Here is a 21818-nt window from a genome sequence, read left to right as displayed (position 1 = left end):
ATATAGACATCGACAGAGAGGTTCTCATTAAATTTATATGCCAGTAATAGATATAAATAGTCCTAATCATAATTTGCCATTGTCACTATTGACCCCTATAGCTGCCAAAGATTTATCTTCAATCACCAACCATATAGGGAATTATACATTTATTGATGGGAGTGATAAGAAGGCTTTAATAGTTGACTGGTTGCCTTATGATAATAAGCCTAGTGCTAAATTACAATGCTTAGAGCATGGTGATAATATCCATCAGGCAAAGCAAGTATGGGTTACTCCAGATTTTAAAGGCTACCGAAAATGTTATTTTGATTATTTTAGTACCATAGAAAACTCATATAGATTAGTAGTTGATCATTTATTTAATAGACGGCTAGCGAAAATATGGAACTACCAGTATATTCGTTTAATACATATAGATAGAGCGGTCAATTCAAGCAGTGGTAGAGGTCAAGAGAATTTTAGCGTAGATTTAATGAAAGATGATACTAAGTATTGGATGAGAATTAGAGATAGAAATATCTCCTACGCTGACCCTTTTGATTTGCTCAAAATTGTAAATCAGAAAATCGGAAAACATCCATACCATAGCGTTAGCGATATGTTTGCTTTCTGGTATTCTTAGAATTAGGTTTATAGTTAAGTATTTAAGTTCATTGATTAGAGAAGTATCATATTGAATAGATAATTAATGATGACTATCAGATGAGCCGACAAGGTGAATAGTTGACCCACAATGAAGTATAGATGACGCATGATGACGAAAAAATGAACCGCCAGTGTGCATAGATGAAGCGCGATGACGAGGAGTAGACTTAGCAAGACGAATAGATGAGTCGTGATGACGAGCAGATGACCAATGATGAGGAGTAGATGAGGCGTCATGACGAGCAGATGATCCATGATGACGAGTAGATGACCCATCATGAGTAAAAAAAACGACCCACCGAAGTGGGTCGTCGAAATACAACATAAATTAGTAGCTTACCACTAATTTTGTCCAAAAATAAAGTTTTTAATTCTCTTCTACTAATATGTTCACCACATTTTTTGAACATTCTACTAAACCAGAGACTATTGGAAATTCTAAGGCTTTATTTTCACTATCAGCTACGATCACCTTGCCTTTTTTTAAGGCTGAGACCAATGCAGAGTGGTTGTTCAAAAGCTGAAAAGCACCATCCATGCCAGGACATATCACCGAACTAGCATTTTCAGAACTATAAAGTGTCTTTTCGGGAGTGATAATGTTGAGTGTCATATATTATAAGAAATTAGAAGTTAGAAATTAGATATTAGAAAATTAAGAAAGAGTTCTAAATTCTTACTTCTAATATCTAACATCTCTTAAGCTTGCGCCATTAATTTTTTACCTTTCTCGATAGCTTCTTCGATAGTACCTACAAGGTTAAATGCTGCCTCTGGATACTGATCTACTTCTCCTGCCATGATCATATTAAAGCCTTTTATAGTCTCTTCGATAGGCACAAGTACCCCTTTCAAGCCTGTAAACTGCTCTGCTACGTGGAATGGTTGAGATAAGAAACGCTGCACTCTTCTCGCTCTATGCACCACCAATTTATCCTCTTCAGACAATTCATCCATACCAAGGATGGCGATAATATCTTGAAGTTCTTTATATCTCTGTAATAATTCTTTTACTCTTTGAGCACAGGTATAGTGTGCCTCACCTACTACTGTAGGACTCAAAATTCTAGAAGTAGAATCCAATGGATCTACCGCTGGATAGATACCTAGCTCAGCTATCTTTCTAGAAAGTACCGTAGTAGCATCTAAGTGCGCAAAGGTAGTAGCTGGAGCTGGGTCGGTCAAGTCATCTGCAGGTACATAAACCGCTTGTACCGATGTGATAGACCCTTTCTTTGTTGAAGTAATACGCTCTTGCATGATACCCATCTCCGTAGCAAGTGTTGGCTGATAACCTACCGCTGAAGGCATACGACCTAGTAGTGCCGATACTTCAGAACCTGCTTGGGTAAATCTAAAGATATTATCTACGAAGAAAAGAATATCCTTTCCACCTTTGTCTGCATCAGGACCTCCATCACGGAAATATTCTGCCATAGTCAAACCTGAAAGAGCTACTCTCGCTCTCGCTCCAGGAGGCTCATTCATCTGACCGAATACCAAGGTAGCTTGTGAAGTTTCTAATGCTTTTAAATCCACTTTAGATAAATCCCAACCGCCTTCTTCCATGACATGTTTGAATTCATCACCGTATTTGATAACGTTTGATTCAATCATCTCTCTCAATAGGTCATTTCCTTCTCTTGTTCGCTCTCCCACACCTGCGAATACAGACATACCATCGTATGCCTTCGCTATGTTATTGATCAATTCCATAATCAATACGGTCTTACCTACCCCTGCTCCACCAAAAAGTCCAATTTTACCACCTTTTGCATAAGGCTCAATCAAGTCAATAACTTTGATACCTGTAAAAAGAACGTCGGTAGAAGTCGATAAATCTTCGTATTTCGGCGGTTGATTATGGATAGGATATCCACCTTCCTTAGTCAAATCACGCTGAATGCCATCGATAGCCTCGCCCATTACGTTGAATAGACGACCTCTGATAGCATTTCCGGTAGGCATGGTGATAGGAGCACCGGTATCGGCTACTTCCATTCCTCTTGTGAGTCCATCGGTAGAGTCCATAGCTATGGTGCGAACTTTATTATCACCTAAATGCTGCTGAACTTCCAAGATAGTTTTCTGACCATTACCTTTGTTGATTTCCAAAGCGTTCAGAATTTTTGGTAGTGCTGCACCTTCACCGAAGTAAACGTCTACTACCGGACCGATAACCTGCTGAATCTTACCGTTATTTGACATGATTATTTATTTAAATTGAGTTTGATTTGATTTTTGAGAGTGCAAAAGTAAGGAATTTCAAACGAATAAGGAATAGATAATAAGGAATTTAGTAAAAATTTATTCAAAATGTTGAAGCCCTAGGCTAGAACATTGAATTTCAGAAACATACCGCCCATACCTGCTCCGCAGAGTTTCATGCAGTAATCTCCAGACTCCAGTCCCATTTGCCACTCATGTTGCATGTTCAATGGGATAAAGTCTTTGAAAGCAGCGAATTGTTTTTCTGAATAAGATTTCATTTCAAGTAAAATATCTTCACCTTTCACATACTTATTCACCATTTCATTCGATATTTCAGTTAATTCGGACAAACTTAGTCTGAAATTAGTATCTTTTGATAATTTATTGAAATGTTGAATAGCTTCTCGGGCACTTCTTTTTTTTCCGCTGTCAATTAAGTTAAATTTCCCCAAACGAAGTATTGGAATGACTTTTATACCATTTTGGTCAAAGAGTATAGGTTTATCGAGAAAAGATGTGAGTGGGTCAATTCCGCTACTTTTATCATGAAAAAAGGATTCTAACTCTGCTAAATCTTTTTTTAATTCTGTATACTCAGTAGCCTTGTCATCTATAAAACTATCGTAGATAGCTGCCACCAAGGCGCCCGAACTTCCCAATCCATAACCTACGGGAATATTACTGTCAAAGTGAAGACCCTGATTTACTTGAATCTTAAATTCTGGATTTATCTTTGTTTTTAGGTTGTCATTTTGCTCAATATACTTTACCAGTTTGTGAAAAAAAAATCGATTTTTATGAGAAAATTCTGGACTGCGTTTAAGAGAATAAGTTGCATACGGAAAAGACAGGGATTGCCCACCTTGTAATACGAGGTATTCACCAAAAAGTAAAATTTTTGACGAAAAACTTCTAAAGTTTTTGTGGTCCATTGCCTACAAAATCAGGAATCCAAACACTATTCTCGCAGAGTGCTACCATTTCATTGGCTATAAACTCCCCCACCTCTTTTTGAATATTTTTCGGATAAAGAAGGTGAATATTAGGTCCAGCGTCTAAGGTGAAGTATATTGGCAATTTAACTGCAGCTCTATATGCTCGAATTTTTTCTATCATAGTAATCGTGTTTGGTTTCATGAGAATAAATGAAGGACGAGACATCATCATCAAGGCGTGCAAAGAAAGAGCCTCATATTCTACAATTTCACCCCATTTTTCGATATCTCCTTCTCGCATAGCACCATACAGTTCTATTATATTTTGATTAGCATTTTGAAAGCGAATATCCCCGTAGATGTGATTCTGCATTAATTCATGTCCAAGGGAACTACTGACAGATTTTTCGCCAGAAGATGCTATGAGTATCGCATTTTGAAAATCATGGAAGACATCATCAGTTTCCTCCCATACCGGTATAGCATATTCATTGGAACTTAATGGCTGGGCATTATGCGCTCCCCACCAACCTAATTTGGGGATAACTGAGCGCGAAGCGCTGCCACTGCCTATTCTAGCAGTATGCGATGCTCGTTGTATATCTGCCATGCCGTACTGCAATTCTTCGAGACACATAGCCAGCGCAGCCATAGATGATGCACTCGACGCTATGCCACTAGAATGAGGAAAGGTGTTTGAGCTCTTAATTTCAAATTTGTATTGCTCTACTATGGGATACTCAGCAGCTATTTTGCCAAAAAATTTCACTATTTTTTCTGCAAATTTTGGATTGTTTTTCCCTTCAAAATTGATATCTACTTCTATTTCCTTAGCGCATTTATCGAATAATTTTACCTCAAATATTGATTTACAATTAGACAAGGTAAAACTCACAGAGGCGTTTCTAGGTAGTTGATTGCCATATTTCCCCCAGTATTTGACCAGTGCTATGTTAGATGGAGCTTCATATTGGACGCTTTTCATATTCATTAGTTCTTAAAATCAAAATAGATAGTCTTTTTTATTTTTTCAGCAAACAGTACTCTGCCATTGACATTTGGTAGAATATAGGTCTCACTTGTATTGGGCAATTTCTCTACATTATTAAAGTCTAAAGTGCCATTCTTGTTTTTTGTAAATCTGCCAATCTTAAACTTACCGCCACTTATGGCTTCCAGTCGGAAATTTTTAAAATAGATTTCAAATCTGTCTTCTCTGACCTCTGTGCCTAGGTAGTCAAAAAGACCATAACGATTATAGATTTTACCTATTTCAAATATCGGCTGATTGAAATGATAAGAGAGTTGAATGGCATTACCAGGTTTTTCAATTATCTGAGAACCTTGATATGCAAAATCACTATCAAATTTTGATAAAGCTAAGTCATAGGTTTTGACTCTGGTATAATCATAGACATTGCCCATGCCCATTACGCTTACCCCTATTGCAGCACTTTGAGCTACTTTTTGGTAACCTTCACTCACTAGATATATAGAACCATGTCCATCTGTAAAAATATTTTGTAGAAAAAGATAGCCTAAATTTTTACCTTGATTATCTTTTTTAAATTTTAGATCAGATATATCTTTCTGAAAGGATAGATATTTTTCGTTTTTAAAATCTCCTTTCGGGTCAAGATTCCAAAATGCAAACCCATCATAGAATTCTCTTTCCATATTTTTTTCAGCCTCGAAGAAATATCCTACTAGTTTAATTTGATCTGAAGTATCCGTTGTCAGTGCCATCTTTGGAAAGAAAAAATAATCTTGATCTTTCATTTGTTTTATTTCAAATACACTATTGAAGTTAGCTATATTTAAGGCAATACATTCTGTAAAAAAGGTTCCCTTTTTTGAACCATCAATTTCAAATGAGAAATAAATCTGATTTTTACTTTTCCCTAAATAGTTTGTTTCATAAATAGGGCTTTCTGTCATAAAAGTATAAAACTTGTCTTGACTGCTATCTGGAGATATCTTAAAAATTTGGCAGGTGTTAAGATTTTGTTCCACGGAATGATGGATAAGTAAAAATCCATGTTCGCCTATTTCCTGAACAAACTGATTGTATCCAGTGTAATTATTATTGTGTGTTACATGCGCTAAAAAATACTCTATATCTGGTGGCGTGAGTGATTTTGTAATTTCTCTCAATAGCACACCTTTCAAGCTATACACTTGCAAACTTAAATGCCTTTTTGAGACGTCGAGAAATAGAAAAGCATAGCTACTGCCATTAAAAGCAGTTTCAATTAGGTAATAATTAGCACTATTGATAAATTCAAGTTGAAATATCAAGTCTGCCTTGGTATCTAGTATAGATATGACTTTGCTCGTGGTTTTTTTATGTTCATTGTTTACGGAAGCTACATATCCTATGATATGTCGGTCTCTATGTATGGTAGCAAATCGCTCTACGTTAATACTTCCTTTTCTGTCAGAAAAATCTAGCTGAGCATCTAAGGGAAACGCAAGTGCTAAAACATATATAAAAAAAATGTACTTATTCACCAATTAAAAAAGCGCTTAATCTTATGATTAAGCGCCTCAAATTTAAAAAGAAATTATTTATCGTTTGACTGTAATGTCGACCCTTCTGTTTTTAGCGCGTCCAGATTCCGTTCGATTATCAGCTATTGGGTATTTCATGCCGAAACCTACTGCTTCCAGATACACGCGGGCTACCCCTTTTGAAACAAGGTATTCTGCTACTGAATTTGCCCTGTTTTTGGATAGTTCGAGGTTATATAATTCTCCACCCCGTATATCTGTATGTCCTTCAATTAAGAAGATCATTTCGGGATTTGCTTTTATTATTTCTACAATCTCATCTAAAATTTTGTAAGACTTCGGTAGAATTTTAAACTTAGCAGTTTCAAAGAAGATAGACTGAGCCTTGAATGAAATCGTAGAGTCAAGGGCTTGTTTTTGTTTTTCATTCGGATCAGGGCAGCCTTTAAACTTCACCAGACCTGGAGTATCAGGACAATCATCCATATAGTCTGGAACACTATCATTATCTCGGTCAGGGCATCCCTGGAATTTAACAATACCTGGAGTATCAGGACATTTGTCAAATCTATCTTGTATTCCATCATTATCTCGGTCAGGACAACCATTAAACTTCTTGATGCCTTTTATTTTAGGACATGAATCTTGATAATCAGGGATACTGTCTTTATCAAAATCAGGGCAACCTTGGAAGATAATCAAACCTGGTGTATCAGGACATTTATCATCAATATCAGGAACCTTATCTCCATCTCTATCTGGACAGCCTTCAAACTCTTCTAAGCCTGCATCATCAGGGCATCGGTCTTTAGTGTCAGGTATTCCATCTCCATCTTTGTCAGGACAACCATTAAATTTCTTTGGACCCGGAGCATCAGGACATTCGTCTTTATCATCAGGTATTCCATCTTTATCTCTATCTTTCATTCCAAATCGATATCCTAAAGAGGCAGAGTATTCAAAATAATCTACGGATGATTGTTTAGTGGTAAACATTGGCAAGGTATGGTACATTTGCTGCAGCTGGAGACCAAATGTCCGCTTATTATTAAACCAAAAAGCTAAACCACCTCCAAAACTATAGGTAGGTAAAAACTTATCGTTGTCACGAGCATCTAAATAGGTCATTCCTGCACCACCTTTTAAGTAGGGCTCGAAAAATGAGTTAACCCCTAGCAGATAACCATTAGCGAAGGAATATTTCAAATTAAACATACCATTAGCTAAAAGTATCTTACTTATTTCTTTTTTAGGATCTCTGGCTACTAAATTCGTGGCAAATTTTATTTCAGGGGATAATCCACCAAACATATGCCTAGAAACACTAAGGTAATTGAGTGGAAAGCCAAGGTTGAACTTGTCCGTCTGGGTAAGATTTTCAACCATTCCTACATCTTGGTCCATTAGTTTATGAATGCTCCAGCCTGCATTGAATTGCCATTTTTGCATTTTGTTCTGAGAGTGTAAACTGCCCCAAATTAGAAAAAAAAGTATAAAAATCTTCTTCATTAGAAGTATATCTTAATAGGATATTTTCACAAATATATAGTTTGTTCTATCTTTGAACTCTATTTTTTTTCCAATTGCTTTGTTTTATGGACGTAGTCACAGCTTTTACCTCATTACTTTCAGATGGTAGACAAGCAATAAATTTTTCAACAACATCTACTTGCTCCTCAGTCAGCACTCCATTGAGATATTCTGGTTTATAAAATTTATCGACGAAGCCAGTATCAAAATCACCGCTAATAAAATTGGGGTGATTCAATACAAAGAGCCCGAAATCTAAGGTCGTTTTGACTCCTCTTATTTTGTAGTCTTTGATAGCACGTTTCATTTTTTGGATGGCATCTGTTCTATCCTTACTATGAACAACTAGTTTAGCTATCATGGGGTCATAGTAAATAGGTATGTCCATACCTTCTCTAAAGCCATCGTCCACTCTAATGCCTAATCCTTCGGGTTTTTGATAAACTTCCAATTTACCTATATCAGGGAGAAAGTTGTTTTGAGGATCTTCGGCATACACTCTTAACTCTAGAGCATGACCATTTATTTTTAAATCTTCTTGTTTGAAACCTAGTTTTTCGCCTCTAGCTATTTTAATTTGTTCCTTGACTAAATCGAGGCCAGATATCATTTCGGAAACAGGGTGCTCCACCTGCAGTCTCGTATTCATTTCTAAGAAATAGAAATTTAATTTATCGTCCACTATAAATTCAACTGTACCAGCATTGGTATAGTTACATGACTTAGCAGCATTGATTGCAGCTTCTCCAATTTTTTCTCTGATTTCTGGCGTAAGAATGCAGCTTGGTGCTTCTTCGACTACTTTTTGGTGACGACGCTGAATACTACATTCACGCTCGAATACATAAACATAGTTTCCATGATGATCGCCTAAAACCTGAACCTCAATATGACGTGGATTGGTGACATATTTTTCTAGAAAACAGGCGTCGTTTCCAAATGCATTGCGCGCTTCGCTCATAGCGCGTTCCATCTGCTCTTCAAATTCTTCTTCTTTTTGTACAATACGCATGCCTTTACCTCCACCACCTGCACTAGCCTTGATAATTATTGGATAACCGATTTCTGCCGCCACTTTCTTAGCTGCCGCTACATCTGAAATAGCATCTTCTATTCCCGGAACCAGGGGCGTTCCATACTTCTTAACTGCAAGCTTCGATGAAATTTTATCACCCATAATGTCCATGGCTTCTGGGCTTGGACCTATGAGGGTGATTTTAGCTTCTCGAAGTTTTCTGGCAAAGTCTGCGTTTTCGCTCAAAAAACCATAGCCTGGATGAACGCTATCCACCTTTAGTTTTTTACAAATCTCAATTATTTTATCACCTAATAAATAGGATTGATTACTCGGTGGAGGACCTACGCAAACGGCTTCATTTGCATAGAGCACATGAGGACTTTCCCTATCTGCTTCCGAGAAAATAGCTACCGTTTTGATACCCATTTCTTTGGCTGACTTCATGACGCGCAACGCTATTTCGCCACGATTAGCAATAAGTATTTTTTGCATTTTGATGAATTACAGTGGTAAAAATAAAAGGTTTTTATTAAGCTGGCTATTTTAAACTAACTTGATTTGTTTCTTATAGATTCGAATTGACTAGTGATTATTTTCCAACTCTATCAAATCTTTTCTTGAGTATTGCTTTTGGTTAAAGTTGAGCTCCAACTGGAAATCCTCAATGGGTATAGTTAATTTTATAAGTGAAGAGATATCATAGATAGGTAGAACAACAGTGCCTCGCATAGATTCATTGCTATTGATATGGGATTTTCGAAAAGAGTTTCGCTCCCAGTAGACTCTTTGGTTAGCATTGAATGACTTTTCAGCTGATTGATAGATAGAACTCTCTAATAGAGCTGCTCCAGACTGCATTCCTGCATTTCCTGCTATATTGGCTGCTACCGCTTTATTATATCCTTTTTCCGTTTCTGAGGTGGCTGCAGCCACTTCGGAAACAATAGCTGTAGCTGCACCCAGCACCAATAAGGTAGCTCCAAGAGCTTCAGAATTCTTGCGGCTTGCTTCCAGTTCGTTTTCCTTAATTTTTGATTTTAAGATTTCTATTTCTGGATTGAATGCTGCTACTTTTTCTAATTGATCCTTAAACTTAAACTGATAATAAATTTTGTCTGGATTGAATAAAATTGGATTTTGCTTTTTATTTGTAATTTCTAAATCTAGAAATACACGATCATTTTCCATAGAACCCACACCACAGATCGCATAAACACTATCCTTCTCGACAGCTTGATACTCCACACCTTGAAGAAAGAACGTTTTACTGGAACTAGCCTCCCATTTATTTACCTTTCTAGGTGTAGCGCAAGAGGTAAAAATAATAGCTATAAAAAGACTAGAAAAAATGTATGCTCTCATTTGATTTATAATTTTAATAAAGATAACCCACATTCCGTCCATTACTTAGAATTTAACTCAAAATGACATTTTTCAAGATAAATTTAGAAAACCTATACTTATAGCTCCTTATTCTTTCGCTTTAGCATACTGACTTAAACCCAAATTCCGCATTAGAAAATGTAGACGTCAATTAAGAATTATACCAATCTTGAAACAAATTCTAAATCGTCCCGAAGGTTCTTCGGGACAACTAAATCCTATAGTTCGCCACGCAGTGGCTTCTAATGATTAATTTTGGGTTTATGAAATAAAGAGAAAAGATTAGCAGAAAATTTTTAGTAATTTTAAAGTTGGTTTCTAATTTTGTATTGTATCTTTTAAATTAAAATGTCAGATGGAAGCACATGACAAGGCGGAAAATCAATTAATGGATGGAGCTATTTTTGAAAAGTTAAAGCACTAGATTTTATGGAAGTTCTACTTCATATTGTATCTTTTTTGATTTTTTTTATTATCTACGGATTTATTTTTTACAAATTTATCTTGCCTAAAATTGACCTAAAAACAAAAAATAGAATATTGCTATATTTTTCATATTATGCTTGTATAGTAATTATAATAGCAAATGTATTATCAGATTTATTAAGAAAACTAAATATTGAAAGTGATGTTCTTAATATTATCAGTATAGGTATTTTATTTAATATTTATTTTTTAATTCTACTTGTTCCCTTTTTTGTAATTCTTTGGACTTATAATATATTTAAGTGGTTAAGAAGGGACAATAAGTAATGTATCAAACTGACTGATAAATTATTTTTAAGTTTCAATTAATTGAAATTCAGAAAAAAAATAAATTTCAGTCGTTTTAATAGAGTGGAGATAGAGAATAAAGTATAGAGAACTTTCATACTAGCTACTGAAATTCATTTTCAAATTTTCAAATTGAACCATTTTCAAATTAATCATTTTCACATCATCATATCAGCTAATCATCATATCAAATAATTATCCACCGCCTTTCGCACACTTCCATATTTCAATAATAAATCTTTACAAAACTCATAGTCCTTGTCTATTTCTGCCATAATCATTCGTGTACCTCTATCTACTAGCTTCGCATTTGAGAGTTGCATATCCACCATTTTATTTCCTTTGACATGACCTAGTTTTATCATGAGCGAAGTCGATATCATGTTGAGGATAAGTTTCTGTGCCGTACCTGCTTTGAGCCGTGTACTACCTGTGATAAATTCAGGACCTACCACCGCTACTATAGGGAAATCAACCTGTTCTATGAGTGGAGCAGCAGCATTGCAGGTAATACAACCTGTCATGATTTTATGCTCTCTACATTTTTTCATAGCTCCAATAACGTAGGGCGTCGTACCACTGGCAGCTATCCCTAGCACGACATCGTTCTCAGAGATATTCCATTTCTCTAAATCTCTCCAACCTTGTTCTGTATCATCTTCTGCGCCTTCTACTGCCTTGCGGATAGCTCCGTCGCCGCCCGCTATGATGCCAATCACTTTTTCGAATGCCACTCCAAAAGTAGGTGGAAGTTCTGACGCATCGACCACACCCAGTCGTCCGCTCGTACCCGAACCCATATAAAACATTCTACCACCATTTTGAAGTTTCGGTAGCACTGCAGCTACGAATTTTTCGATATCTGGCAAAATTGATTCTATGACTAGAGGCACTTTTTTATCCTCTTCATTCATCCAATGGAGAATATCCGCCATAGACTGCTGCTCTAATTCTTGATAATGTGACTCGGATTCGGTGGTTCGCTGCATATGCTACAAATATAACTAGATTTTCAATACACTTCTTGCACTATTTCTATTTTTGCACAAAAAGAAAGATTTGGCGAAGCGTGACAATTTATTCAGTATTGAAAAGGTAATAGAACTCAAAAGCGAAGAACTTTTGCAAATTCGTACCATGATTGTAGATCAAAATATATCTAATTATCCAATCTTTGTTTTCCAGAAACCCTCGCAAACGATTCTAGGTAAAAAAATCATAGACCAAAGTCAAAGCCAAGAAAAGTGGAATGTTTTTATCACCCACCTCGAAGAATTGTATCACAAGAAAATAGTTGTAGAAGACAAATTGGATGATTTCAAATTTCAATATAAAAACAATAATGACAAATACTGTATTTTGCTTATAGAAAATGAAGAGGAATATTCATTTTTGTTTACACCTATTATTTATTAGAATTTTTGTATTTTTATATTCAATAGTTAAATATTAATTGATGAAATTCATTCTAGATATTAAAGACGATAAGGCTGACCATCTTCTTGAAGTTTTGAAAGATTTAGCTTATGTTAAAACGACTTTGATTTCTGCCGAAAAATCAAAGTTTATGGAAGAAATGAAAGAAGCCGTTATCAACTTGAATAAGGTCAAAAAAGGCAAGTTAAAGGCAAAGCCTATAAAGCAACTAATTGATGAGTTATAGCGTTTTATCAATATCTCCATTTGATAAGCAGCTAAAGAGATTAATAAAAAAATATCCTTCTCTTAAAGAGGAGTTTCTAGACTTAGTAGATATGCTAATCCAAGACCCATTTCAAGGCAAACCACTTGGCAAAAACTGCTTTAAACTTCGACTATCCGTTAAGTCAAAAAACAAAGGAAAATCAGGAGGAGTAAGAATTATTACCCATATTGCTGTTATAGATAGAAAACTATATTTGTTATCTATTTATGACAAATTAGAGATAGAGTCGTTGTCAGATAAAGAAATCTTAGACTTATTAGAATTTATAGAAGAATAATGCAGATAAAAAAATTCACCTTCAATCCTATTCAGGAAAACATGTATGTAATCTATGATGAAAGCAAAGAATGTATTATCATAGATCCAGGTTGTTATTTTCATAATGAAAGGTTAGAGTTCAAAAATTTTATAGAAGAAAATGAGTTGAAGCCGGTCAAGCTCATCAATACACACTGCCACCTCGACCATATCTGTGGAAATAAGTACGTAGCCGAAACTTGGTCACTAAAACTCGAAGCCAATAAGCTAGATGAGTATAATTTGCAGCGAAGTATTGAAGCTGGAATCATGTATAATATGCCTATAGAGCCGAGCCCTCCTATTGAAGTAGAGTTGAATGAAGGTGATGATATTCGTTTTGGCAATTCTACCTTAAAAGTACTTTTCACTCCAGGTCATAGCGCAGGCAGTGTCAGCTTTTATAGTGAGAAACATAATTTCATCATAGCAGGTGATGTTCTTTTCAGAATGAGCATAGGACGTACAGATCTGCCAGGTGGAGATTTCGATACACTCATTCAGTCCATCAAGACAAAATTGATGACTCTACCCAAAGATACAATAGTGTATTCAGGTCATGGAGAAGAAACCACTATTGGCTATGAGATGAAGAATAATCCCTTTTTATGATGCAAAAAGTCATCGCAATCTTCGCCTCAGGAAGCGGCACCAATGCAGAAAATATTTACAACTATTTTCTGGGAACAAATATTTCAATTAAGTATATAGTTTGTAATAATCCCAATGCAGGCGTACTGCGACGATTTGAAAACACAGATGTTGAAGTAATTCTCATTCAAAAAAAAGCACTAGAGTCTCCAGATTTATTAGCCAAACTGTATGGAGTTGATTTAATCGTCTTGGCAGGTTTTTTAGTTTTAATACCCGCAAGTTTCGTTCAGGCTTTCCCCAAAAAAATTATCAATATACATCCTGCTCTGCTGCCAAAGTATGGTGGCAAAGGTATGTATGGAGACCATATTCATAAAGCGGTATTGGAAAATAATGAAAAAGAGCATGGCATTACCATCCACTATGTCAATGAAGAATTTGATAAAGGGGAAATTATTTTCCAAGAAGAGTTTGTAGTAACAGAGAATGATAATTTAGCATCGATTCAAGAAAAAATACATACATTAGAGTTTCAGAATTATCCTAAAGTCATAGAAAGACTTTTAACTTTTGACCTTCTACTTTCCACTAAATTATGCTAGGCCTCAAACTCCCCACCGATCCGCGCTGGGTCCATCTCGTAGATAAGTCTATAGAAGAAATTCTTACAGACCATGCCTATTGTGAACAGAAAGCGGCTAGTTCTGGAATATCGCTGATTATTAATTATCCACATCTCGAAGATTTAGTCGATGAAGTAACGAAAGTGGTGGACGAAGAGTGGGGGCACTTTCGAATGGTTTTGGATGAATTAAAAAAACGAAATCTAAAATTTGGGCGTGCGCGCAAGGATGAATACGTCAATGAACTTCAAAAGCGTATCAAAAGTGATGGTTCTCCTGACGGAATATTACTCGACAGATTGCTGATGTGTGCTTTGATAGAGGCTAGGAGTTGCGAGCGCTTTAAGCTACTCTCTCTGCAATGTTCTGATTTAGATCTCCGTGCTTTTTATAAAAGATTGATGGTATCGGAGGCTGGTCATTACAAGTTATTTCTTGATTTTGCATACCACTATTTAGGGGAAGAAAAAACGGATAAGCGTTGGAAGTTTTTCTTAGATACCGAAGCACAGGTTATGCAGGAATTGAGCCTTCGTGGCGATAGAATGCATTAACCCCATAATCTGAATTAGAAATGCAAATTCAACGAAGTGTTTGTAATTCAATAAATTGAAAACAAACACTATGTCGGGTCTGATGACTCTGACGAGTATCAGACTCCGTCAGAGATTACTCTCATTATTAGGGTCTGCTGAAAAACTCAGAAGTGCGTCAAATACGAGTCATCAAGCCGAAGCTGCATAGACATACTGCGAGGTGAAGATGGCGAAGTAGTTGGTGTGCTTCTGAGTAGCCCAAAATTCTTGCCGGTAACTGCATGATCTTTAGGCACGAACTCCAGTAAACTTGTTTTTACAATTTACATTTTTGGTTAGAATTTTTTTGCAATACTATGACTATCAATTGTTTTGGCGTTTTTCAGCAAACCCTATTTAGCACTAATCGGTTTTCAAACCTCTATGGCTGAATTCGGGTTAAAAAAGAGCTGATGATTGCTAGCTGAATCCGAGATTTCTAACAAAATTGTATGAATTTTAATACAATAGTTAACAAGTCGTTTTGGTATCTAAAGCTTTGTTTTTAGATTCGCATTACCTAAAAGGTATGAGGAAAAAGATTGTCGGAATTATATCGCTGTTATTTTTAATAACTTGCACTACAGTAGTATCAGATAAAGCGGACTATGTCCATAGGGCGTATGTAAAGGAGGTTGTCAAAAGAAATGACAGCACGGTAGTCCTGTACATGAATATGATAGACTCTACTTTGGTTCGTAATGTGCGAATGGTAGAATATAAAGCTAAGGTCAGTAATATATTTGCGAGTATGTCGCACTTAACATCAGTAACCCAAAAATATGGTGGATACGTCTCTAGTGACCATTTTAAAAACAATTTCTTAGCATCTACGGTTACGAAGTTAGCAGAAGATAGTAGCTTATGTGTAAAACAATATTATACTTCAAATACTATTGTTTTAAGAATACCTCATTTTTTTATAGATACAGCATTGATAGAAATTAATAAGAACTTAGAATTTATCGATTATATGTATTCAAAGGTGAATGATTCTCTTATTGGTATTTATGCTGCTAGCAAATATTTACAGGGATTAAATATTAGCTATTCCAATGAGACTTCTTTGCAAAAATGGGGCGCAAACGTGAATTATGATGAACTTATCGAAGAGTATACCAATAATTATGGTGCGATTATCTTATCTATATATCAAAATCCTGAATTGAAAGTCGAAGGAATAAAGCACCCTAAAATACCTAATGAATATAAAGCGCCCTTTTTAGTGCAAACTAAATTAGAATTGGGTAAAGGTTGGAAGATAATAGTTGATTCTTGGTTTTTCGTCTTAAGAAATTGGCCGATTTTTGCTCTTGCCTTGTTAACAATTTTAGTATTATGGATTAACAGGCAAACAGTAACCCCCGCTCGTCATTTTAAGAATTGGTTTGATTCTCCGAAAAACTAGCTATCGTCTCCTTTAATCCTGAATAAAAATCTACTTGAGGTTGATACCCTATCAATTGCATGGCTCTAGAAATATCGGCAAGAGAATCTCTGATATCTCCTTGACGAAAATCTCTGAATTCTATGTTAGCTTTTTTACCAGTAACCTGTTCTAAATTGTTCACTAGGTCCAAAAGTGAATAATTTTTGCCACAAGCTATATTATATACTTGGTTGTATGCAGTTTCATTATCTATCAAAAGAGCGCAAATATTTGCATGGACAGCATTCGCTACATAAGTGAAATCTCGTGTAGTTTTGCCATCTCCATTGATATATATGGTTTTGTCCTGTAGTATACTGGAAATAAATAATGGAATGACGGCAGCATAAGGTCCATTTGGGTCTTGATTTGGACCGAAGATATTAAAGTATCGCAATCCAATAGTTGAAAGACCATAGGCATTTGCGAATACTCCAGCATACAGTTCATTGGTATACTTAGTAACAGCGTAAGGAGATAGTTGATTGCCTATAATGTGTTCTTTCTTTGGCAGGCTATACTCATCGCCATATACCGAAGAACTACTAGCGTAAACAAAGCGCTTTACCTTATGGTCTTTAGCGGCTATTAGCATATTGACAAAGCCTGAGACATTGATTTCATTTGTTTTTTCTGGGTATAGTATGGAGCGCGGAACCGAACCTAAGGCTGCCTGATGGCAGACATAGTCCATTCCTTCGCATACTAATTGACAAGTGTTTATATCTACAATATCACCATGAATAAATTCGAAATTCCTAGAGTTTAAATGTTCATTAATGTTATTCATGCTCCCCGTAAGAAGATTATCTAAAACACGAACAAACGCTCCATTATTTATTAGGTAGCGAACGATATGAGAACCAATAAAGCCAGCACCGCCCGTAACTAGAAATTTTTTGCCAGCTATTTGCTCCTTCATAGTTTAGTGCTGGTACTGTTTACTATAGTATTCTTGGTAGCTACCGCTCGTGACATGTTCTAGCCACTCTTCATTTTCCAGAAACCAAGTAACCGTTTTCTCTAAGCCCTGTTCAAAGGTTACAGATGGACGCCATCCGAGTTCTCTTTCTATCTTCGAAGCATCTATTGCATACCGCAAATCATGACCTGGTCTATCTTTTACGAAGGTGATCAACTTTTGGCTAGTCCCTTTTTCTCTGCCAAGTTTTTCATCCATAACATCGCAAAGCAATTTGACTAAATCAATATTTTGCCATTCATTGAAGCCACCAATATTATAGGTTTCTCCTAATTTCCCTTTGTGAAATACATCATCAATAGCTCGAGCATGATCTTCTACAAACAGCCAATCGCGTGTGTATTTGCCATCTCCATAAATAGGAAGTGGTTTATTGTGCTTTATATTGTGAATACAGAGTGGGATTAATTTTTCAGGAAAATGGTGCGAACCATAATTATTAGAACAATTTGATAGAACAACTGGAAGACCATAAGTGTCATGATATGCTCGCACAAAATGATCGCTGCTCGCCTTGGAGGCTGAATATGGACTATGTGGGTCATATTTCGTATCCTCAGTAAACAACCCTATTTCTCCTAGTGCCCCATAGACTTCGTCGGTAGATATATGGTAAAATCTCTTGTCTGCAAGATTACTTCCCCAATGGTTTTTTGCAGCATTCAGCAGATTGACTGTCCCTACTACATTCGTCAGTACAAACTCCATAGGATTCGCTATGCTTCTATCTACATGACTTTCTGCTGCTAGGTGCAGAACCCCTTCTATATGTTTATCTTGAAACAATTTATTGATAAAATCGAAATCCTGAATGTCACCCTTGATAAATTCGTAGTTTGGCTTATCCTCTATATCTTTCAAGTTTTCGAGATTGCCTGCGTAGGTAAGTTTGTCCAGATTATAAATTTTATAATCTGGATAATTATTGACAAATCTTCGAACGACGTGGGAGCCAATAAATCCCGCACCACCTGTTATTAATATAGACCTCATTTGAAATAATAAAAGACAAATTTAATACTGTTATCATGAATTGAAGTTATTAATATCTCATTTAGTGAATTTTTTTAATCGGTCTATTGAAATTTCTATAGGCAAGCTTTCATTGTTCTTCAACAACTTAAATAATTGCAGGGAGCACCATGGTATAAGTGATGCTCCTTTCGTGCCAAAGCCATTGAATAGAAACAAGCCCTTGTGACTAGGGTGTTCTCCTATGATAGGTCGGCGGTCTGGGGTTGTAGATCGCAAAGCACCTATATGATCCATGATTTGGTATGCTACATGATGCACTAAATTGGGTATAGCATTTATCATTTCCAGTTTTGCTTTTTCGGTCAATAATGGAGCGCCCATATCTACCTTATCAAAGGATGAACCTAGCCAAAAATGCTCGCCGTGCGGACAGATAAATTTACCGTGTTTTCGTACCGCATCAGGTTTATCATCTGGTATGTTTACAATGAGTGCTTCCCCTCGATTGGGTTGAAAAGGTAGATGACAGAAAAATGGATTTTTTTTAACTTGAATGCCTTCTGCAAAAAATATTTGATCATAAATTTCACTTTGATAATGCCATTGATTATTGCTAAATTTAAGTAGAGAATGGTTAAAAGAATTGGTCACGATATTATCACTATTCTTAAGTTTAAGCTTTGTATTCTCAATAAAGGCATTCGTTTGAAGCTGATAACTCTCTTTCACTTCAATCCACTCATCATTTATTTTACTTAAATACTTTTCTTTTCCATGTATGACTTCATCTATTGAAACTTCATTATTAAAAGGGCTGAAGTGCTTTTCCAGTCGAATGGGCGTAAGATAATTCCCATAAAATTCTTTCGCTATATTTAATAGTTCATCATACCTCCAGGCAAGAGCATAGCGTCTTCCTGTTATAGGATTTAGAATGCCAGAGGAGATATGACTAGCAGCAGATTGATTATCGCTATACCAATGGATATCATCGCCATTTTCTGTAAATAGCTTTGCCAAACATGTTCCAGCTAGTCCTCCACCTACTATTGCTATTTTAGTCATGCGCTACAATATTTCAAGATTTCATTTGTTTTTTGGCAATTTTAAGATTAAATTATAATCTCTATCGAAATCAAATTGGTTATTTTTGCTCAAAAGTATATACAATGAGTCTAAATGAAAAGGATTATATAAGAAAGATAGCGGAGGATGTGAAGGAAAATCCTGATTTGAGTTTGAAACTTTTAAAGCGTTTTTTGCCTCTACTCATTGTTCTATGTTTAGCGAGTTTACTTTGGCTTTACTTCACAAAATCTGAGTATACCACCTCTGCTCAGTCATTAAAATCGATTGAAAGCAGTGCAGCGAAAACAGATAGTGTGATATTGGACGCAGAGGGAAAAGCGGCTACTGAGATTTGGGCAAAGACCTTAGGAGGCAATATCGAACTAAATCTACCCAATGGCAGTAAATTAATTGTTCCAGAGAAGGGCTTTGAAAAATCATTATTGTCTTTTTTAAGTCAAGATTGTCCAGGAGACTTAAAAGCTAGTTGGTTTAACTGTGATCGATTACTTTTCAAAACGGGTTCAGTAGAATTAAATACAGCTTCTCTAGATCAGGTAGAAGATATTGCGAATGTGATGAAAGCGTTCCCTAATTCTAAATTTAAAATTGGTGGTTATACCGATAATACTGGTGATGCTCTTGTCAATGTAAAATTATCTCAAGATAGAGCCTCACAGGTTATGCTAGCTTTAGTCGACAAGGGTGTGCCAGCTGCTAGTTTATCCTCTGAAGGTTATGGACCAGAATTTCCAGTTTGCCCAGCTAATGATACAGAGGAATGTAAGGCAAAGAACAGACGCGTGGCTATTCGAATAGAAAAGTGTAAATAGATGTCTAATTTTAAACTTTGGACCTTTGGGTTCACCACCTTAGTTTTTTTATTTTCTATTTTTTCTTGTGATAACGAGAATATAGCCGAGATACCTCCTATAAAAATTCAGCGGTTTGAACTAGATTTAAAGAGTTTCGATACAGCTAATTTTGAAGCATCTGAACGGAAAATGATAGATAAGTACGGAGAAGTATATTCATTCTATATTGAGAAATTAATGGATTTAGGTAGCCTGCAAATAAATCACCGGTATTACTATAAACCTTATTTAATAAATTTTCTCGCCGAGGAGTACCCATCTATTATGGATACTTTTGAAAAATATATTTTTAAGGATATAGAACATATAGAAACTGATTTAACTAAAAGTTATGCTAGATTGTGTGCAGAGTTTCCAGAGAAAAAGCCTAGTATAGTATACTCATTTTTCATTTCCCCTATGGGAGCTAATCCTGCCTCTGCCTTTACTTATGGAAAAGATACCGTAGGGTTTAATTGGTTTAATTATTTAGGCAAAGAATTTCCGCTTTATACCTCTCTGTATGAAGGGTATAATTATATGATAGAATGGAATCAAAGAGAATACATCGTGCGCAATATTATGCTAGTTGAGTACAATCTACTACTAGAAGCTAGCAAAGAAAATAAAGAGTATAGTGAAGTGGTATATAATATGATTGAAAAGGGAAAGGAGTTTTATTATTTGGATAAGGTATGCCCATATCTTAAAGATGAAGTAAAAATAGGATATACGGAAGCTCAATATAAATGGTGTGAAGAAAATGAATTTGAAATTTGGGCGTATTTAAAGGAAAATAAAGTGCTTTATAGTGCAGAGGCTATGGATATAAAAAAACTGACAGAGGCAGGACCTAATACGCCTGGAATGCCAAGTGAAAGCCCTGGAATGGTAGGGGCATGGACGGGATGGCAAATTGTCAAAGCCTATCAATCAAAATACAATAAATCGCTCAAAGAGTTACTAAATACATCTCCAAAGGAAATATTAAAAAATTCAAATTATAAACCAACAAAATAATGTCTGGAATGAAAGTAGTGATTGTTTTTCTGTTTTGCTTCATTTTCTCACAAGGTTATGGACAGACAAAGTCTATGAATATAGAAGGGGAATGGATGGTGAAAGACTTATCTAACTCTGTGGTTAGTTTTTACAAGGGAGCGGATGGATATTGGTATAGTAAGATTTTAAAATCGGATAACAGCGTGTATGTAAACCAAGTTATCTATAAAGGTAAGAGCCCTGAAGGTGCTAATTATCTGGAAGGTACCTTCACTACTCCAAAGTCAAAAATGAATATTTCTACGAAAGTCTACCTAGATAACGATCAGCAAATGCGATTTGTGGGCAAAAAATTTTTTATAACCAAGACATACGAGGGCAAACGAATAAAGTAGTCAGAAATGAAATTATTAAAATCAAGTATTGGCAGATTGCGGTTAGCAGGATTTTTTGAAGGATTATCACTGATAGTACTTATGGGTTTTGCCATGCCTATGAAGTATATCTTTGGAGACCCATCTTATGTTAGAATGATAGGATCTATCCATGGGGCTTTGTTTATCCTTTTTGTTATTCAATTGTTTTTAACCACCGAAGAGTATAAATGGAAGTATAACAATCTTCCTCTTAAGTTACTGATTTCATGCTTTATCCCGTTTGGCACTTTTTATTTAGATTATAAGGTATTGAATAGAATAGTTTGA

At 35.8% G+C, this 21818-nt stretch carries 25 protein-coding genes; 12 read left to right on the top strand and 13 right to left on the bottom strand.

The window, feature by feature from the left end; translation table 11 throughout:
* Window positions 1-37 precede the first annotated feature (37 nt).
* Window positions 38-625, top strand: coding sequence for a hypothetical protein (locus JNL75_03650; GenBank protein ID MBL7788911.1), 588 nt, complete (start codon window positions 38-40; stop codon window positions 623-625).
* Window positions 626-688: 63 nt separating this feature from the next.
* Here JNL75_03650 and JNL75_03645 read toward each other — a convergent pair whose 3' ends face one another.
* From JNL75_03645 to murQ, 10 genes are all read right to left on the bottom strand, one after another.
* Window positions 689-973: a hypothetical protein gene (locus tag JNL75_03645; GenBank protein MBL7788910.1), complete on the bottom strand. Its 285-nt coding sequence runs from the start codon at window positions 971-973 to the stop codon at window positions 689-691.
* Between the two features lie 42 nt (window positions 974-1015).
* A complete protein-coding gene (locus JNL75_03640) occupies window positions 1016-1261 on the bottom strand; it encodes a F0F1 ATP synthase subunit epsilon (protein ID MBL7788909.1) in 246 nt (81 codons plus the stop codon).
* Between the two features lie 86 nt (window positions 1262-1347).
* The gene (locus JNL75_03635) at window positions 1348-2856 is read right to left on the bottom strand and encodes a F0F1 ATP synthase subunit beta (GenBank protein MBL7788908.1); all 1509 of its coding nucleotides are present in this window, start codon (window positions 2854-2856) and stop codon (window positions 1348-1350) included.
* Between the two features lie 119 nt (window positions 2857-2975).
* A complete protein-coding gene (locus JNL75_03630) occupies window positions 2976-3791 on the bottom strand; it encodes a hypothetical protein (protein ID MBL7788907.1) in 816 nt (271 codons plus the stop codon).
* Window positions 3772-4779, bottom strand: a complete 1008-nt coding sequence (locus tag JNL75_03625) for a hypothetical protein (GenBank protein MBL7788906.1) — start codon at window positions 4777-4779, stop codon at window positions 3772-3774. Before JNL75_03625 ends, JNL75_03630 begins: the two co-directional genes overlap by 20 nt.
* 5 nt (window positions 4780-4784) lie before the next feature.
* Entirely contained in the window at window positions 4785-6305 is a 1521-nt protein-coding gene (locus JNL75_03620) for a hypothetical protein (GenBank protein MBL7788905.1), read from the bottom strand.
* A gap of 57 nt (window positions 6306-6362) precedes the next feature.
* Entirely contained in the window at window positions 6363-7814 is a 1452-nt protein-coding gene (locus JNL75_03615; GenBank protein ID MBL7788904.1) for an OmpA family protein, read from the bottom strand.
* Window positions 7815-7860: 46 nt separating this feature from the next.
* Complete coding sequence (gene accC / locus JNL75_03610) at window positions 7861-9345, bottom strand: acetyl-CoA carboxylase biotin carboxylase subunit (protein ID MBL7788903.1); 1485 nt, start codon at window positions 9343-9345, stop codon at window positions 7861-7863.
* Between the two features lie 90 nt (window positions 9346-9435).
* A complete protein-coding gene (locus JNL75_03605; protein ID MBL7788902.1) occupies window positions 9436-10215 on the bottom strand; it encodes a hypothetical protein in 780 nt (259 codons plus the stop codon).
* Between the two features lie 977 nt (window positions 10216-11192).
* Complete coding sequence (murQ, locus tag JNL75_03600) at window positions 11193-11999, bottom strand: N-acetylmuramic acid 6-phosphate etherase (GenBank protein MBL7788901.1); 807 nt, start codon at window positions 11997-11999, stop codon at window positions 11193-11195.
* Window positions 12000-12069: 70 nt separating this feature from the next.
* Here murQ and JNL75_03595 point away from each other — a divergent pair, with 70 nt between their 5' ends.
* The 7 genes from JNL75_03595 (at window position 12070) to JNL75_03565 (ending at window position 16212) form a co-directional block, all read left to right on the top strand.
* Window positions 12070-12426 (top strand): hypothetical protein, encoded by a 357-nt coding sequence (locus JNL75_03595; GenBank protein MBL7788900.1) that lies wholly within the window; start codon window positions 12070-12072, stop codon window positions 12424-12426.
* Window positions 12427-12466: 40 nt separating this feature from the next.
* A complete protein-coding gene (locus tag JNL75_03590; protein MBL7788899.1) occupies window positions 12467-12673 on the top strand; it encodes a hypothetical protein in 207 nt (68 codons plus the stop codon).
* A complete protein-coding gene (locus tag JNL75_03585) occupies window positions 12663-12992 on the top strand; it encodes a hypothetical protein (GenBank protein MBL7788898.1) in 330 nt (109 codons plus the stop codon). The genes JNL75_03590 and JNL75_03585 overlap by 11 nt, the downstream gene beginning before the upstream one ends.
* Complete coding sequence (locus tag JNL75_03580) at window positions 12989-13624, top strand: MBL fold metallo-hydrolase (protein MBL7788897.1); 636 nt, start codon at window positions 12989-12991, stop codon at window positions 13622-13624. The genes JNL75_03585 and JNL75_03580 overlap by 4 nt, the downstream gene beginning before the upstream one ends.
* Window positions 13621-14208, top strand: a complete 588-nt coding sequence (locus tag JNL75_03575) for a phosphoribosylglycinamide formyltransferase (GenBank protein MBL7788896.1) — start codon at window positions 13621-13623, stop codon at window positions 14206-14208. Before JNL75_03580 ends, JNL75_03575 begins: the two co-directional genes overlap by 4 nt.
* Window positions 14202-14783, top strand: a complete 582-nt coding sequence (locus JNL75_03570; protein MBL7788895.1) for a tRNA-(ms[2]io[6]A)-hydroxylase — start codon at window positions 14202-14204, stop codon at window positions 14781-14783. Before JNL75_03575 ends, JNL75_03570 begins: the two co-directional genes overlap by 7 nt.
* Window positions 14784-15333: 550 nt before the next feature.
* Window positions 15334-16212 (top strand): hypothetical protein, encoded by an 879-nt coding sequence (locus JNL75_03565; protein MBL7788894.1) that lies wholly within the window; start codon window positions 15334-15336, stop codon window positions 16210-16212.
* Here JNL75_03565 and JNL75_03560 read toward each other — a convergent pair.
* The 3 genes from JNL75_03560 to JNL75_03550 are packed head-to-tail and all read right to left on the bottom strand — an operon-like array spanning window position 16181 to window position 19255.
* Entirely contained in the window at window positions 16181-17155 is a 975-nt protein-coding gene (locus JNL75_03560; protein MBL7788893.1) for an SDR family oxidoreductase, read from the bottom strand. The genes JNL75_03565 and JNL75_03560 overlap by 32 nt on opposite strands.
* Window positions 17156-17158: 3 nt before the next feature.
* Window positions 17159-18208 (bottom strand): dTDP-glucose 4,6-dehydratase, encoded by a 1050-nt coding sequence (gene rfbB, locus JNL75_03555; protein ID MBL7788892.1) that lies wholly within the window; start codon window positions 18206-18208, stop codon window positions 17159-17161.
* A gap of 57 nt (window positions 18209-18265) precedes the next feature.
* Window positions 18266-19255, bottom strand: a complete 990-nt coding sequence (locus JNL75_03550; protein MBL7788891.1) for an FAD-dependent oxidoreductase — start codon at window positions 19253-19255, stop codon at window positions 18266-18268.
* 104 nt (window positions 19256-19359) lie between these two features.
* On the opposite strand from JNL75_03550, the gene JNL75_03545 reads away from it, so the two are divergent.
* From JNL75_03545 to JNL75_03530, 4 genes are read left to right on the top strand one after another with little or no spacing between them, the layout of a single operon-like run.
* On the top strand, window positions 19360-20091 hold the full coding sequence (locus JNL75_03545; GenBank protein MBL7788890.1) for an OmpA family protein: 732 nt from the start codon (window positions 19360-19362) through the stop codon (window positions 20089-20091).
* Window positions 20092-21132: a hypothetical protein gene (locus tag JNL75_03540; protein MBL7788889.1), complete on the top strand. Its 1041-nt coding sequence runs from the start codon at window positions 20092-20094 to the stop codon at window positions 21130-21132.
* Between the two features lie 8 nt (window positions 21133-21140).
* Window positions 21141-21509 (top strand): hypothetical protein, encoded by a 369-nt coding sequence (locus JNL75_03535; GenBank protein ID MBL7788888.1) that lies wholly within the window; start codon window positions 21141-21143, stop codon window positions 21507-21509.
* A gap of 6 nt (window positions 21510-21515) precedes the next feature.
* Window positions 21516-21818, top strand: a complete 303-nt coding sequence (locus JNL75_03530; GenBank protein MBL7788887.1) for a DUF3817 domain-containing protein — start codon at window positions 21516-21518, stop codon at window positions 21816-21818.

This window comes from Chitinophagales bacterium (assembly GCA_016787225.1).
Taxonomy (GTDB): Bacteria; Bacteroidota; Bacteroidia; order Chitinophagales; family JADJOU01; genus CHPMRC01.
Note: the sequence above shows the minus strand (reverse complement) of the source record. Positions and strands in the feature narration are given on the sequence as shown.

Excerpts from the sequence above, each read along its gene's own strand:
- JNL75_03650 (MBL7788911.1), top strand. The coding sequence starts at position 38 with ATGCCAGTAATAGATATAAATAGTCCTAATCATAATTTGCCATTGTCA.
- JNL75_03645 (MBL7788910.1), bottom strand. The coding sequence starts at position 973 with ATGTTGTATTTCGACGACCCACTTCGGTGGGTCGTTTTTTTTACTCAT.
- JNL75_03640 (MBL7788909.1), bottom strand. The coding sequence starts at position 1,261 with ATGACACTCAACATTATCACTCCCGAAAAGACACTTTATAGTTCTGAA.
- JNL75_03635 (MBL7788908.1), bottom strand. The coding sequence starts at position 2,856 with ATGTCAAATAACGGTAAGATTCAGCAGGTTATCGGTCCGGTAGTAGAC.
- JNL75_03630 (MBL7788907.1), bottom strand. The coding sequence starts at position 3,791 with ATGGACCACAAAAACTTTAGAAGTTTTTCGTCAAAAATTTTACTTTTT.
- JNL75_03625 (MBL7788906.1), bottom strand. The coding sequence starts at position 4,779 with ATGAAAAGCGTCCAATATGAAGCTCCATCTAACATAGCACTGGTCAAA.
- JNL75_03615 (MBL7788904.1), bottom strand. The coding sequence starts at position 7,814 with ATGAAGAAGATTTTTATACTTTTTTTTCTAATTTGGGGCAGTTTACAC.
- accC (MBL7788903.1), bottom strand. The coding sequence starts at position 9,345 with ATGCAAAAAATACTTATTGCTAATCGTGGCGAAATAGCGTTGCGCGTC.
- JNL75_03605 (MBL7788902.1), bottom strand. The coding sequence starts at position 10,215 with ATGAGAGCATACATTTTTTCTAGTCTTTTTATAGCTATTATTTTTACC.
- murQ (MBL7788901.1), bottom strand. The coding sequence starts at position 11,999 with ATGCAGCGAACCACCGAATCCGAGTCACATTATCAAGAATTAGAGCAG.
- JNL75_03590 (MBL7788899.1), top strand. The coding sequence starts at position 12,467 with ATGAAATTCATTCTAGATATTAAAGACGATAAGGCTGACCATCTTCTT.
- JNL75_03585 (MBL7788898.1), top strand. The coding sequence starts at position 12,663 with ATGAGTTATAGCGTTTTATCAATATCTCCATTTGATAAGCAGCTAAAG.
- JNL75_03575 (MBL7788896.1), top strand. The coding sequence starts at position 13,621 with ATGATGCAAAAAGTCATCGCAATCTTCGCCTCAGGAAGCGGCACCAAT.
- JNL75_03570 (MBL7788895.1), top strand. The coding sequence starts at position 14,202 with ATGCTAGGCCTCAAACTCCCCACCGATCCGCGCTGGGTCCATCTCGTA.
- JNL75_03565 (MBL7788894.1), top strand. The coding sequence starts at position 15,334 with ATGAGGAAAAAGATTGTCGGAATTATATCGCTGTTATTTTTAATAACT.
- JNL75_03560 (MBL7788893.1), bottom strand. The coding sequence starts at position 17,155 with ATGAAGGAGCAAATAGCTGGCAAAAAATTTCTAGTTACGGGCGGTGCT.
- rfbB (MBL7788892.1), bottom strand. The coding sequence starts at position 18,208 with ATGAGGTCTATATTAATAACAGGTGGTGCGGGATTTATTGGCTCCCAC.
- JNL75_03550 (MBL7788891.1), bottom strand. The coding sequence starts at position 19,255 with ATGACTAAAATAGCAATAGTAGGTGGAGGACTAGCTGGAACATGTTTG.
- JNL75_03545 (MBL7788890.1), top strand. The coding sequence starts at position 19,360 with ATGAGTCTAAATGAAAAGGATTATATAAGAAAGATAGCGGAGGATGTG.
- JNL75_03540 (MBL7788889.1), top strand. The coding sequence starts at position 20,092 with ATGTCTAATTTTAAACTTTGGACCTTTGGGTTCACCACCTTAGTTTTT.
- JNL75_03535 (MBL7788888.1), top strand. The coding sequence starts at position 21,141 with ATGAAAGTAGTGATTGTTTTTCTGTTTTGCTTCATTTTCTCACAAGGT.
- JNL75_03530 (MBL7788887.1), top strand. The coding sequence starts at position 21,516 with ATGAAATTATTAAAATCAAGTATTGGCAGATTGCGGTTAGCAGGATTT.